At 42.2% G+C, this 14,504-nt stretch carries 11 protein-coding genes and 1 pseudogene; 2 read left to right on the top strand and 10 right to left on the bottom strand.

Translation table 11 applies throughout. The features are described 5' to 3' along the window. Positions 1-202: 202 nt before the first annotated feature. From AC075J_RS06115 to AC075J_RS06070, 10 genes and pseudogenes are all read right to left on the bottom strand, one after another. Entirely contained in the window at positions 203-358 is a 156-nt protein-coding gene (locus AC075J_RS06115) for a hypothetical protein (RefSeq protein WP_476390145.1), read from the bottom strand. Then, positions 336-1,031, bottom strand: coding sequence for an HAD family hydrolase (locus AC075J_RS06110; protein ID WP_476390144.1), 696 nt, complete (start codon positions 1,029-1,031; stop codon positions 336-338). The genes AC075J_RS06115 and AC075J_RS06110 overlap by 23 nt, the downstream gene beginning before the upstream one ends. A gap of 94 nt (positions 1,032-1,125) precedes the next feature. Further along, a pseudogene (locus tag AC075J_RS06105) lies at positions 1,126-2,408 on the bottom strand (adenylosuccinate synthase). Positions 2,409-2,552: 144 nt separating this feature from the next. After that, a complete protein-coding gene (purB, locus tag AC075J_RS06100; RefSeq protein WP_118614957.1) occupies positions 2,553-3,986 on the bottom strand; it encodes an adenylosuccinate lyase in 1,434 nt (477 codons plus the stop codon). Positions 3,987-4,114: 128 nt separating this feature from the next. Beyond that, on the bottom strand, positions 4,115-4,801 hold the full coding sequence (locus tag AC075J_RS06095; protein WP_008704195.1) for an amino acid ABC transporter ATP-binding protein: 687 nt from the start codon (positions 4,799-4,801) through the stop codon (positions 4,115-4,117). 66 nt (positions 4,802-4,867) lie between these two features. Beyond that, on the bottom strand, positions 4,868-5,518 hold the full coding sequence (locus AC075J_RS06090; protein ID WP_020994087.1) for an amino acid ABC transporter permease: 651 nt from the start codon (positions 5,516-5,518) through the stop codon (positions 4,868-4,870). 135 nt (positions 5,519-5,653) lie between these two features. Continuing rightward, positions 5,654-6,550: an amino acid ABC transporter substrate-binding protein gene (locus AC075J_RS06085; protein WP_476390143.1), complete on the bottom strand. Its 897-nt coding sequence runs from the start codon at positions 6,548-6,550 to the stop codon at positions 5,654-5,656. Positions 6,551-6,657: 107 nt separating this feature from the next. Beyond that, the gene (locus AC075J_RS06080; protein WP_062807882.1) at positions 6,658-7,452 is read right to left on the bottom strand and encodes a hypothetical protein; all 795 of its coding nucleotides are present in this window, start codon (positions 7,450-7,452) and stop codon (positions 6,658-6,660) included. 13 nt (positions 7,453-7,465) lie between these two features. Continuing rightward, entirely contained in the window at positions 7,466-8,713 is a 1,248-nt protein-coding gene (locus tag AC075J_RS06075) for a DUF5716 family protein (protein ID WP_020994089.1), read from the bottom strand. Next, positions 8,697-12,284 carry a DUF5717 family protein gene (locus AC075J_RS06070; RefSeq protein ID WP_226824788.1) on the bottom strand — a complete coding sequence of 1,196 codons (3,588 nt, stop codon included), beginning with the start codon at positions 12,282-12,284 and terminating at the stop codon, positions 8,697-8,699. The genes AC075J_RS06075 and AC075J_RS06070 overlap by 17 nt, the downstream gene beginning before the upstream one ends. 397 nt (positions 12,285-12,681) lie before the next feature. Between AC075J_RS06070 and AC075J_RS06065 the strand changes: the two genes are divergently transcribed. Next, complete coding sequence (locus AC075J_RS06065) at positions 12,682-13,488, top strand: transglutaminase domain-containing protein (RefSeq protein ID WP_022380905.1); 807 nt, start codon at positions 12,682-12,684, stop codon at positions 13,486-13,488. Positions 13,489-13,771: 283 nt separating this feature from the next. Further along, a partial coding sequence (locus AC075J_RS06060; RefSeq protein ID WP_476390142.1) for an MATE family efflux transporter occupies positions 13,772-14,504 on the top strand: 733 nt, incomplete at its 3' end.

Below are 14,504 nucleotides of genomic sequence, written 5' to 3'. Positions count from 1 at the left end.
TCGTTTTCGAAATAACTATACCACTCACTTGTCTGCGAATCCGATTGCACAGGTCTAAAAGCCTCAGCGTAGCCCGCTACGCCTGCGTTTATACCAGCACACTCGAATCCGCATTCTACGCGATTGGTATAGTTATTTACGAAACGCTGTACTAGAATGAATTTTGGCTATGTTACTGAGAACGGAGTGAACAGTAACAATTTTAATTGACGCCCAGTTTCTCCAGTTCTGCTGCTGCCTGTTTAAAAGATTTAAACTGAATTGCATGGATTCCCTGTTTTCTGGCTGCCTCACAGTTCTCCGCTCTGTCATCCAGAAATACGGATTTCTCCGGGTCAAGATGGTAGCGTCCGAGCAGGGTTTTGTAAATTTCCGGTTCCGGTTTGATCCTGCTTCACCTGACAGGAGAACACTGCTCCGTCTACATATTTAAGAAACGTAAGTTTATCCTCCGTTCTCTCCAGTGTGTCAGTTGCATAATTGGAAAGAATATAAACATGATATCCTTTATCTTTCAGATATCTCACCCAGGTTTCCGCATAATCTGTTTTCTCAATTGTCTCGTCAGAACGGCGCATTACCTCCCGGATATCCTTTTCGTACTCCGGTGCAGCTTTTACCATCTGATCTACATAATATTGCTCAGTCTCGCTGCTTCTGTCTCTCTCATTCCAGGTATTGCTCTGAAATACCACTTCCGCAATTTTATCACGCTCTTCCTTCGGAAAACCAAAACTGTCCAGATAGGTCTCCCAGTCATATTTTACAAGAACCTGTCCAACGTCAAAAATAATATTCTCCATATCCGAATCCACCACCTTTTTATTCCTGTTCAGTAATTTATAAACCATCCATATTGCATAAGCCATGATGGGAACCATGATCGCCACTGCAAGCGAGGCTTTAAAATAGACCTGCGAATCTTCTCCATTCCCGAATGCAAAAATCATCGGCATACAACATGCAAGAAGCAGGATTATGATTGCGATCCATGCCCCGATTTTCTTTATCTTATTATTATCTTTTTTCATAAGCCTCCAGTTATATAAAAGACACGCCGGAGAAATTCCCCGGCGTATAGTCTTATTTTACCGTCTGTCGATCAGACAGGTAAATTTATCCTTATTATTTATTTCTGTAGATGATATCGTCACGTCCCGGGCCATTGGAGATCATAGTGATCGGGAATCCGATATGTTTCTCTAACGAACTCAACATACTTTCTGCAGTTTTCCGGCAGATCTTCATATTTTTTGATTCCGCGGATGTCGCATTTCCATCCCGGCAGAGTCTCCAGAACCGGTTTTGCTTTCTCAAGCAGTGTAGTTGTCGGAAATTCTGTTGTTACTTTTCCATCAATCTCATATCCTGTGCAGACCGGAATTTCATCCAGATATCCAAGAACATCAAGAACTGTGAAAGCAACATCTGTAGCTCCCTGAAGACGGCATCCGTATTTGGAAGCAACACAGTCAAACCATCCCATACGTCTTGGACGGCCTGTAGTAGCACCAAATTCACCGCCGTCACCGCCACGTCTTCTCAGTTCATCTGCTTCATCGCCAAAGATTTCAGAAACAAATGCACCTGCTCCTACTGCACTGGAGTATGCCTTGCATACAGTAACAATCTGTTTGATCTGCATATGGTGGAAGACCTGCTCCTACTGCACCATATCCTGCCAGGGTAGAGGAAGATGTAACCATCGGATAAATTCCATGATCCGGGTCTTTCAGAGAACCAAGCTGTCCCTCAAGAAGAACTTCTTTACCTTCTTTTAATGCGTTCCACAGATACAGGGATACGTCACATACATATGGTTCAACCATTTTCTTATATTCCATAAGTTCAGCAAATAATTCATCCACATTAAGAAGCGGTTTGTGATATAAATGTTCAAGAAGAACATTCTTTGTCGCACATACACTTGCAAGTTTTTCTTTCAGATGTTCTTCATCAAAAAGTTCACTTACCTGGAAACCAATCTTTGCATATTTGTCTGAGTAGAACGGAGCAATACCTGACTTGGTAGATCCGAAAGATTTGCCGCCCAGACGTTCTTCCTCATACTGGTCAAAAAGAATATGGTATGGCATAACCATCTGTGCTCTCTCGGAGATAAGGATCTTCGGAGCCGGAACACCTCTGCTTACCACTTCATTGTACTCTTTGAAAAATACCGGGATATTCAGTGCAACACCGTTGCCGATCACACTTGTAGTATGATCATAAAACACACCTGACGGCAGAGTATGAAGGGCAAATTTACCATAGTTATTTACGATTGTATGACCTGCATTTGCACCACCCTGAAATCTTACGATAATATCAGCCTTCTCAGCGAGCATATCGGTAATCTTACCTTTACCTTCATCTCCCCAGTTAGCACCAACAACTGCTTTTACCATTATATAATTCCTCCTGTATTTACCGATTACTGTTTACCCGGCCTTGCAGAATGACCTGCAGGATATCATCAGGAAACAGCAACGCTTATTATCTTTATATCAGATTCTGTAATATTCCAAACCGTTATGTTAAGTATTTACTGATCAGACATTGATCTCCGCTTTCACTCCCAGAAGTTCCTTATGGGAATCGAGGATCGGCTGAACTACTGTATTTACAAATCTCTCTGTCTGCTCTTTGGCACGTCCGATATATTTCTTCGGATCCATGGATCTCTGCAGATCTTCCAGAGAAAGGTTGAATGCAGAATCTGCTGCGATCAGTTCCAGCAGATTATTATCTTTGCCTTCTACCTTGACAGTCTTTCCGGCTTCCATGGAAAGCTCACGGATACGCTCATGAAGTTCCTGACGGTCACCGCCTGCTTTTACAGCATCCATCATGATATTCTCTGTAGCCATGAACGGAAGCTCTGCCATCATATGTTTCTCGATAACCTTCGGATAAACAACCAATCCATCTACAACATTAAGACAGAGGTCAAGGATTCCGTCAATAGCAAGGAAACCTTCCGGAATACTCAGACGCTTATTTGCAGAGTCATCCAGAGTTCTCTCAAACCACTGAGTTGCAGATGTGATCGCCGGGTTAAGGGCATCTACCATTACATATCTGGAAAGGGAAGCAATACGCTCACTTCTCATAGGATTTCTCTTATACGCCATTGCGGAGGAGCCAATCTGAGATTTCTCAAATGGTTCTTCTACTTCCTTCAGATGCTGAAGAAGGCGGATATCATTGGACATCTTGTGTGCACTTGCTGCAATTCCTGCAAGAATATTGGCAACACGTGTATCTACCTTGCGGGAATAGGTCTGTCCGGATACCGGATAGCATTCCTTAAATCCCATCTTCTCTGCAATCATCGGATCAATCTTGTCGATAGTCTCCTGATCTCCATCAAACAGTTCCAGAAAGCTTGCCTGTGTTCCGGTTGTACCTTTGGATCCCAGAAGCTTCATTGTTCCCAGAACATACTCCAGATCCTCCAGATCAAGCAGGAATTCCTGTGTCCAGAGTGTTGCACGCTTACCTACTGTAGTAGGCTGTGCAGGCTGAAAATGTGTAAATGCCAGAGTAGGCTGATCTTTATATTTATCTGCGAAAGCAGAAAGCTCGGCAATAACATTGACCAGTTTCTTCTTCACAAGCTTTAATGCTTCTGTCATTACAATAATGTCTGTATTATCACCTACATAACAGGAGGTTGCTCCCAGATGGATGATTCCTTTTGCTTTCGGGCACTGTACGCCATACGCATATACGTGAGACATAACATCATGACGCACCTGACGTTCACGTTCCTTTGCAACGTCATAATTGATATCCTCTGCATGTGCCTTCAGTTCATCAATCTGCTCCTGTGTAATGTTAAGGCCAAGCTCTTTCTCTGTCTCAGCAAGTGCGATCCAGAGTCTTCTCCATGTGCGGAATTTCATATCCGGGGAAAAAATATACTGCATTTCTTTGCTGGCATAACGTTCTGATAAAGGACTTACATATCTGTCTGTACTCATCTTCACTCTCCTGTTTTTTATAGGATATTATTTTTAATCCTTTTATTTCACTTCTGTACGTACGTTTTTCTCAACCACGTACGTTGAAATTATATAACATCATTCCTCTAAAAGCAACCACAAAAACCTTATCCCTGATGGAATTTACCAAGAAATTCTTTCATTCTCGCATGTTCTGATTCAAATACCTCTTTTGGACTCCCCTCAACTGCGATCAATCCCTTATCCATAAAAATAATATGATCAGAGATATCTCTTGCAAATGTCATCTCATGAGTAACGATCACCATAGTGATGTGTTCTGCTGCCAGATCTTTGATTACCTTAAGAATTTCACTCGTAAGCTCCGGATCAAGGGCGGAAGTAGGCTCATCAAAAAACAGGATCTTCGGATTCATACATAATGCTCTGGCAATAGAGACACGCTGCTGCTGGCCGCCGGAAAGCTGAAACGGATATGCATTCTCTCTGTCTGCAAGTCCCATCTGCTTTAACAGAGTTCTTGCCTGTGCATAAACCTCTTCTTTCTTTCTCTTCTGCACTCTGATCGGAGCATCTGTGATATTTTTCAGTACAGAAAAATGGGGGAAAAGATTAAAGTTCTGAAATACCAGTCCCACATCCCCCTGCTTGATGATCTCACCGCTGTCCGGTGTCTCAAGACCGGTGGCACAGCGGAGAAGTGTGGATTTACCGGAACCGGAAGGTCCGATAATACTAAGAACCTCACCCTCCTCTACCTGAAGTGAAATGTCTTTTAATACTTCAAGGCTGCCGAAGCTCTTCTTTATGTTTTTCATTTCAAATAATACCATAGCAAATATTCCTCTTAAATTAAATAATGTCAGAGTCAAAAAATATTTTATAACCCCAGCCGCCTGTCAGCGATAATAATTCAGTTTTTTCTCAATCTTATCCATTACAATCGCAACAAGAAGATTGAACACAAAATAGAAAACAGCAGCGATCACAAAAGGCATCATAGTCGTCTGTGCACTTGCAATCTGTTTTGCAATTGTAAACATCTCCGAAACAGCAACAACAAATGCCAGTGACGTATCCTTTACCAGTGTGATAACCTCATTTGTCACAGATGGAAGGATTCTCTTGATCACCTGCGGCAGGATGATCCTGAAAAATGTCTGGGCTTTGCTGTATCCCAAGATCTTTGCAGCCTCATACTGTCCCGCTGAAATAGATTCGATTCCTCCTCTGTAAATCTCCGCAAAATATGCAGCATAGTTAATACTGAATGCAATAAACACAGCGATCAGGCTGTATCCCATGGAAATACGGATTCCAAAAATAAAGTATGGTCCGAAATACACAACCATCAATTGCAGCATTAACGGGGTTCCACGCATAACTGATATGTAGGCAGACACAATTCCACGTATCGCCGGATTCTTGGACATTCTGCCAAAGCAGATCAGAAGTCCCAGCGGAAGTGAAAAAAGTAATGTCACTACAAAAATCTCTACAGAAACCACCATACCACTGGCAAGCTGCTGCAGCATTACACTTAAAGACATAAGCTTTCCTCCTGAAAAATTTCTCCTGTACAGTAAGAAAAGAGGGTGCACAAAATGTACCCTCCATTCCTTTATAATGCGGACAGCCTGCACAGATCTGTCCTCTTGTATCATAACTGTTTTTGTTCCGGCTGACTATTCAGCATCTTTCGCTGTATCAGCTGTATCTTCTTTTGCTGTGTCTGCATCGGAAGCATCATCCTCTGCTGCATCATCTTTTTTATCATCAGATTTCTCATCATCTCCAATGCAGAGCATATCTGCTACTTCATACTTCTCAGCAAGTTTATCAACTTCACCTACATCATAAAGTTTCAGAACTTCTTCCCATACAGTATCTTTCAGCTCATCGTTACCCTTCTTAAAGCCGATTCCATACTCTTCGCTCTGGATTGGCTCGTCAAGGATCACATATTTGCCTTCTTCTCTCTGGGAAAGCTGATATTTAGCAACACCGATATCTACTGCGATGGCATCTGCAGCGCCGGAATCCAGATTCATGAATGCTGTATTGTAATCAGGATTCTCTGTCAGTGATGCAAAGCTTGCTGTAAGATCCTTATTATCATCGCTGTTTAATGCATCCAGTGCTGCGGAAGCGGCCTGAACTACTACATTCTTGCCTGCCAGGTCATCCAACTTCTCAATCCCTGAATCGGCTGCAACAACCATCACCTGCTCATTGTTCAGATATGGATCTGACCATGTATAGTCATCCTCACGTCCGTTAATGGTAAATCCGTTCCAGATACAGTCGATAGAACCGGAATTCAGTTCCATATCCTTGGAATCCCAGTTGATCGGTTTCTTCACAAGCTCCCATCCGAGATTGTCGCATACTTCCTGTGCAAGGTCAAGGTCAAAACCAACATACTCTCCATTATCGTCTTTATATCCGAAAGGAGGATACTGTGCATCAAATCCTACAGTTAATGTCTTACTGTCAGCATCTGCATATACAGAAACAACACCCGTCATCATAGAAGCTGCCATAACTCCTGCCATGAGTACTGCTAAAGATCTCTTTTTCATGATAAATATCTCCTCTTTATCTGTTTTGTTATTTATCACACAGCCACTCTACCATGTGAAAGTATGTGTTAATCCTATCACACACCTCCGCCTCTGTCAAGAGTAAGTTATGAACCTGTACTTCTGTGATAATCTTTCATAAGTCTCTCCAGAAGGGCATCCAGATTTTTTTCATCTGTTTTCTCTTCCGGTACAGACTCGAAAGCTTTCAGAGACTGCCTGATTTCTTCTTTTATATCTTTCTTCAGTTCTTCATCTACTTCAAGTTCTTCCATAACCTTATCATAATCTGTCTTATCATGAACACTGCTGTATGCTATGATATAAGCTTTTAAGGCATCTTTTGAATGTGCTTCTCTGTATGCTTCCAGAAAACATTCCTGTGCTTTTTCCATCTGAAAAAGATAACTGTATGCACAGCCAAGATTATAGCGCACTGAAGCTGCGAATCCTTTTCTCTGCTCAGACAGATCCTCTCTTTCCAGGAGTTTCTGGTATACCCGGATGGCGTTCACATACATTCCGTTTTCTGTCAGTGCATCTCCCTTTCTCTTCTGACGGACTGCCGCTTTTTCTTTTCCATAAGTCACAATCCTGCTGTTAAAGCCTTTCATCTCCTCATAGGTAAGGTAATTGATCTCCTTGAAAACAGGATAGATCATCTCTTCCACACTTACATTTCTCTCCAGATTCTGTTTCAGCTTTGCAGCCAGATGCACAAGTTCAAGCTCATCTCTGAGCCAGTTGCATAATTCTTCATTAAAAACAGTATGATCAGCAAGGTAAAGATTGTGGTACAGATAATAACAGAGTTCTTCTATAGAATAAATATTCATACTGATATTCTCTATAAAATAAGGACGCTGTGCTTTTTTTGTCTGACATAAAATATATCCGCTCATTGCTCCATCTCCTTTACCATTCTACTGTCTCTGTCCAGGTTTTCCCACTGGAAGGGAACATTTCTCCGAATCCCAGATCTGTAACCGTCACTTTACATTCTGCAGATGAGACATACTGTAATTCCAGCCGTAATCTGGTAGTCTTGTCCGGACGCAACGGAATACCGGGCAGCATCATTCCTACCCTTCTTTTCTCCGGTCTGTGGTACGTGCTTACAATAAACACAAGCTCCTCTGTATCATCAAGAATAAATTCACAGGATGCCTTACTGTCATACCAGTTATTTCCTGCCTCGATCAGCGGATAATAGGTAGGAGAACCCATCACTCTCATTTCCATCCCCACATCAGCCATAACCAGAGAATCGCTTAAAAAGCGATATCCCTTTAATGCCTTGTTCTCTGTTTTCTCTTTTCCTGCAGCGCAGGCACCCTTTGCAAAAAGATTATTTCCATAGAAAACCTTTCTTTTCTGATAACAGAGTAACCTTACAGACTGCTCTGCCCAGTCCTGTGAAAATCCATCTCCTGTGATCTGAATGCTGGAAAACAGATCTCTGCCAAGTGTTTTCTGGACAAACTTACCGAATTCTGAATCTCTCTCCTGTCCCTCAGCAGGAAGTTCTGTCTCCACAGCTTCTTCCAGTTTTACAGTGACAGGCTTTGTTGCACCGTTCATTGTCATCTTGCGAAAAGACACGTTCTCCGGTGTAAAGGCATACCATCCCACACTGCGGTTCCAGGTTTCTCTTTTCTGTGAGAGCACATAATAATAGAAGCTTTCCCCATAATCCAGCAGCATATATTTCTCATGTGGAAATCCAATTATCTCAAATGCTTTCTGGAAATTCTCAACCTGAATTTCCGTCAGCCCGGGCAGTGTCACCGCCACACATTTAGTATTTTTGACCAGTTCTGCCACTCCCAGAAATTTAAGCATTCCCTGCAGAAACTGAGCCAGGATCTCCCATGGTGCAAGTTCCTGTCCTTCCACCAGCACAGAATCACTTTTTTCACAGATTCCATAGACATCATCGATCATGACTCCGCCCTTTTCCCGGACAAAGTAATCTGCTTCCAGTCCTACGCAATAGTCTTTCTGCTCCGGTCTCCAGCACAGAATACAGGGAGCCTCATACTGATTTCCACCCGCTTTCATAGAAAGAGAACGTGCCTCGTCTCCTTTTCTGTCATAATAGCATATCTGAGAATACTCTTTGCCAAAATCAATTCCCACGATCAAATCACGAATTTCGTTCATTTGTTCCTCCCGGTTTCAGGACAATCTGTTCCTGCTCTTCTTTCTCGATCACAAACATCTTCTTCACATACTGTTCCTGGCGAAGATACTTCTTCACCTGTGAAAACACTTCTTTCTTTTTATCCAGTCTGCGTGCAGAGAGCATCTGATTGATCATATGATATTTGCTTACAGGTGTACCCTCAATCTTATTCATTGTAAGTACCCTCTCCTGTGTCCGATTTACCCGCTCTCCTGTTACTGATTCAAAATAATACCGCAATGTCTCCCCGTAGAACAATGTAAATGATTTTGCAAAAATACCTTCATATAAATCGCGCAAAGGCTCTGTCTGATATTTCACCTGATTTCCGAGGCCTGCATCCAGTGCATAATAGAGTGTCACCTTTGCAGACGGATCTGCATGGTATTCCACAAAGGTTTTATCATCCAACTGATAGGGACTTAAGACAGATACCGGAAGTTTCCCGAAGAACGCAAAGTACATTCCCTGTTTCACACATTTCTGAAGAATCTCCTCTGCATTGCAAAGCTGTTTTTTCTCCAGTTTTTTTTCTTTGGAATACGCTTCCAGAAGAGCAAGACTGCATACAAAATCAACCGGCCATTTCTCATCATAAGCCCGCTCCAGCAGACTTCTTACAAAAACACTCATCGGATATTCTTTTACAAATGCACCATATGCAGTCTGCGTAAGATATGCTCCTGTAATACGTTCCTTTCCGCTGTGATGAACATAATCCTCCAGGATCTTCTCTCCCTCTTTCCTGTAATCAGAAGTAAACATCAGAAGGCCAAGAAGCTTCTCTTCCAGTTCATAAGTATCCATCTCAAAGCCCTGCGCACTTTTCCATACAGATATCAGTTCATCTACAGGACCAAATCTGTATTCCATAAGATACTTCAGGATCACTTCATCATATTTTCCGCGTCTGTATACATCCGATGCAAGGGCAAGCAATTCGTCATCCTCCTCCATCTCACATCTTGTCAGCATTCTGCTGGTCAGCTTCAGCTGGCTCTCTATGCGGATTCCTTCATATCCGAATTGGGAAACAATGGACATTGCCTGCTGATACATTCCTCTGGAGATCAGTACTTCCAGAAGAGCTGTTCTGTCTACAGCCGCATATTTCTTATAATCCATCTGTCTCAGATAATTATCTGCTTCTTCTGCTCTGGTGTGTTCGGAATAATAAGAAAGCAGCTTCTCTCTGATACATTTCTGATATTCATCTGAAAATTCCTCTGACTCCGGGATCCTCTGGAATGCCTGAAGATTCTCCGGTTTCAGTTCTGTATGCTCACTGCAGTGAAGTACCAGTCCCGGCTCTTCAATATGAAAACCAAGAACCTTATCTGTCAGTTCACGCTCATCAAATAATTTCTTGATATTATAATCTACTGTTGATACATATCTTCTCTGCTTCCCATCCTGAAACAGGATCACCGCATCATCTGTATAAATTCTTGGATAAGCTACGCCCTGGATACATGGGTAAATTTCTTCTTCCCTGAGCTGTTCATGGCGCACGATCACATAGCGTATCTTCTTATCATCACAGTACAGTCTGTGTGTAAACAGCTTCTGCGCGAGCAGTTTTGCCTGTCCTTCTGTTTTGGGATTGCTTAAAAATTCCTGATAAAGGACCGCATAATTCTCATTCATCCGTCCTTCTTTCGCCTTGCGCATGGCAAAAATCTTCATATGATCCCTGTAATCCGCATATGTCTGTGGCTGACGGCCTCTGTTTCCTACAATACTTGCATAAATAAATGCCTTTTTATCATCTGCAAGAGAAGTATTATTATAGGTAAAATACATCAGAAGGGGCTTTGGAAGTTCTCTCTGATAAGATGTATCCATTGTTTCCACATAATATTCATATATCCTTGTCAGACGGATCCCTTTCTCCACTGCCAGGGAAAACCATCTGAAATATTCCGGTTTTCTCGGATTTCCAAGCATGATATATCTGCAGATTGCTTCCAGCGTATCATCGGATTCAAAAGCATCGTATCCCATTGCCAGTGCTCTGTACATACTGATACAAAATTCTCTCTCATACCCTGTAAGATAGGCAAATCTCATCACCAGCTCTTCTGTCAGAAGACCTTTCTCTCCCGCAAATAAAAATACCTGTGTCCAGAAACTGCTCATTCTGTGAAGAAGTGTTGTATCACTGCTGATATAATTCCATGCTTCCAGATACAGAAACGGACTCCTGCAGCCTTTCTCAAAAAGTTCCTCCATCATAAATACCAGCCTTGAAGGGGAACCCTTATCCTCCGGATTCATCTCCAGCCAGAGTTTGAACAACAGGAAACTGTCTTCCTTCTGCAGAAAGAAATTGTACAGACGTCTTATCGCCTGTTCTCTGTCTTTGTGCAATCCTGTAAGAACGCAGAGATAAAGGTAAGCACCTGCCAGTTCCAGATTCTCTCTGACAAAGTTCTGATGTTTAAATTTCTTCAGGATTTCTCTTGCCTGCTCATCCTTTTCTTCCATATGAAGAATGTATGCTTCATACATCTGATATTCCGGATAATCACAGCCTTCTTCCCTTAACTGATTAAGGACAAATCTGCTACTGCCGATCCATGTCTTACTGTCCATTCTTTTGCAGGAGTATTCTGCAAGGTCACGTAACAGTTCCAGCTTATGCCGTTTCACATGAATCTCTGTTTTGAGCTGCACTTTCGATTCCATGGATGCAGTGATCTGATAAGTCAGCTGCTGATAAGGACTCTTCACAGTGATCTCACCAAACTGACGTCCTTTTTTCAGCTTTTCTTTACGGATTACATATTCCACCTGATAATAGCTTCCTATAAAATCCTCATCTGTGACCACATGCCTGGAAACTTCCAGAAAATCGCCTTTCGCCTCTACCTCCAGCCTGAGATGTCCCCATCCGCTCCTCTGGACTGCAAAAGTTTCGCGGACAGATTCACTGATATCATAAAAGCTATTCTGATCTGCCTTCAGTTCAATTTTTACAGGATCCTTTTTTCCCGTTCCGATCAGAAACTCTTCTACATGCTGAAATGTCACAGGCTGTTTTGAGAGTCCCTTATAAAGAGCTTTCTCTTTCTGTCCGGCATTTCTTAACAAAAGTTCAAATCTGCGGTCTGTAAAAACACGATATGCTTCTTTAAAATCGTCCTTTGCAATATTCACAAAGGTATCCATATCCGGCACATCTCCGGCTGCACTTTTCAGTTCTGCTTTCTCTGTCTGAATAAGAAATGGCAGCTTATATTCTCCAATGTCTGTGGTGAAACAAAGCCATCCCTCATGTCTCTCACCCGGGTGCATCCCCGCACCGTCAATTCCATACTGCAGTCTCACCGTAGTTCCCGAAAATTTCTCGGTTCCCGGTACCACGCGCCTGTTGGAAGATGTAATATATCCACGTATTTTCTGATTATCCTCTGTTCCGAAATACAGTTCCCCTTTGTACACATCACCTGCTTTCAGAGTCACTTCTATTTTGTCCTGCGAAAAAAGGAGCTGCGGATGTTCATGTCTGAAATTTCCACTTAATAGTTCTTCTATCGTCTTTTTCAAAATTGTTCACCTTATATCCTTGCTTAAATTACAGAGCTACTGTTCACAAGCCTATTGCATTTAATTATACACCACAAAACACATCCGCGCAACAATCCGCTCTTCAGCTTTTTCGTTACTGTTCACTCCGTTCACAGTAACGTAGCCAAAATTCATTCCAGATTGCCTGCGGCAATGGAATTTTGGCTTGTATGTCTCGGGATTTTGGCATATTTATGCCAAAACACCTCGCGGGATAGTGGTGTGTGAACAGTAACGCTTTTTCTCCAATTTAATATTGCGCACAGTGAAATTGTCTTATATAATAAAATATATCTTATGATTAGAGCAGATAATTTCTTCATTGTACATTATTTATCAGAAATAAGTATCTGCTCATAAAGAACGGAGGTGCTCTATGAAAAAATTAAAAGTATTTTCTATCTCAGCAATTCTTATTGCTATCTGTTGCTCTTTTTTATTTTCAGCTTCAGTATCCGCAGCATCAAAAAAACGTAACAAATTTGACCACAAACCCAGCGGAAACATTTATTACTATGATGAAAACGGACATACTGTAAAGGGACTTGTCACGATCCGCGGAAAGAAATATTATTTTAATGAAAAGGGAATCCAGCAAAACGGCTGGCAGAAGATCAAGGGAGATTATTATTTCTTCCAGATCCGCAACGGCTGTTATGCCTCTATGGTAACCTCCCAGCGTGTAAACGGTATTTATCTTACCAAAAGCGGAAAAGCGCGCTATAACAGTGAAGAAAAAAGAAAACTGAACCTTATGGTCACAGCCAACCAGGTCATGCGTCACGTGACCAAAAAAAATATGTCCAAACCTGAGAAATTATGGAGATGTTATCTGAAAGCAGTCAGCTACGGATACGGTGGCACCGGCAATGACTACGATTTCCGTTACTATTACTCAAACTGGGATGTCAGCTATGCGGAGGATATGTTCTACCGGGGACATGGCGACTGTTTCGCTTTTGCATCTGCATTTGCTTACCTGGCTAACGCAGTCGGATTTGAAGCCAAGGTTATCTCATCAGGCGGTCATGGATGGGCTGAGATCAAAGGAGAAGTCTGCGATCCGAACTGGGCAAAAGGCACAGGACATATCGAAAGATATTACCGTATGAGTTATGATCTCAGCGGTGTAGACGGACGTCCCTATTATAGAGGAAACAGGGCGTATGTAATTACAATCTGATCTCATCCGGACATTTTCTGACATATCAGGCAGATAAAACTATACGCTTCGCTGCCTGATTTATAGTAATCCTCTAAAATAACTCATCTTAATCCAAAAAGTTCCGGGTATCTGTATCTGCCAGATGTCCCGGAACTGTTACTGTTCACTCCGTTCGTTACTGTTCACTCCGTTCTCAGTAACGTTGCCAAAATTCTCTATCCTGAGTTGACTTTCCTTTCTTTATATCGTATCATTAAATATTATTCATTCAAAAATATTTTTAAGAAAGAGGTTATCATCCATGCAAGATAACAAAAATTTTCTGGGCACAGAACCTGTTGGAAAGCTTCTTTTAAAGCTATCCATTCCAACAGTGATTGCCCAGCTCATCAACATGCTTTATAACATTGTAGACCGTATTTACATCGGCCACATCCCGGGGGAAGGCAGCCTGGCACTTACCGGTGTGGGAGTCTGTATGCCCATCATCATGATCGTCTCCGCATTTGCGGCACTGGTCAGTTCCGGCGGCGCACCAAGGGCTTCTATTTACATGGGAAAACAGGATAATAAATCTGCTGAGAATATATTAGGCAACTGTTTTATTCTTCAGATTATTATCTCTGTTATCCTCACTGCCATTTTACTGATCTGGGGCAGAGATTTATTACTGGCTTTTGGCGCCAGTGAAAACACCATCAGTTATGCAACAGATTATATGCATATTTACGCTTTCGGTACCTTGTTCGTACAATTAACCCTTGGTATGAATGCATTCATCACTGCACAGGGATTTACCACATTTTCCATGGTTTCCGTCCTGATCGGTGCTGTCTGCAATATTGTTTTAGACCCTGTATTTATCTTTGTTTTTCATATGGGGGTACGCGGTGCTGCACTGGCAACTGTTATCTCACAGGCAATTTCCACACTCTGGGTAGTTTTATTCCTCTGCGGCAAAAAGACACAGCTTCACCTCAGGAAAAAGCATCTCCATCTGGAGGCAAAGGTTGTTCTTCCCTGCATCGCACTGG

The sequence above is a fragment of the Blautia sp. ZXY-1-C6 genome, assembly GCF_056339875.1.
Note: the sequence above shows the minus strand (reverse complement) of the source record. Positions and strands in the feature narration are given on the sequence as shown.

Excerpts from the sequence above, each read along its gene's own strand:
- AC075J_RS06110 (WP_476390144.1), bottom strand. The coding sequence starts at position 1,031 with ATGAAAAAAGATAATAATAAGATAAAGAAAATCGGGGCATGGATCGCA.
- purB (WP_118614957.1), bottom strand. The coding sequence starts at position 3,986 with ATGAGTACAGACAGATATGTAAGTCCTTTATCAGAACGTTATGCCAGC.
- AC075J_RS06095 (WP_008704195.1), bottom strand. The coding sequence starts at position 4,801 with ATGGTATTATTTGAAATGAAAAACATAAAGAAGAGCTTCGGCAGCCTT.
- AC075J_RS06090 (WP_020994087.1), bottom strand. The coding sequence starts at position 5,518 with ATGTCTTTAAGTGTAATGCTGCAGCAGCTTGCCAGTGGTATGGTGGTT.
- AC075J_RS06085 (WP_476390143.1), bottom strand. The coding sequence starts at position 6,550 with ATGAAAAAGAGATCTTTAGCAGTACTCATGGCAGGAGTTATGGCAGCT.
- AC075J_RS06080 (WP_062807882.1), bottom strand. The coding sequence starts at position 7,452 with ATGAGCGGATATATTTTATGTCAGACAAAAAAAGCACAGCGTCCTTAT.
- AC075J_RS06075 (WP_020994089.1), bottom strand. The coding sequence starts at position 8,713 with ATGAACGAAATTCGTGATTTGATCGTGGGAATTGATTTTGGCAAAGAG.
- AC075J_RS06065 (WP_022380905.1), top strand. The coding sequence starts at position 12,682 with ATGAAAAAATTAAAAGTATTTTCTATCTCAGCAATTCTTATTGCTATC.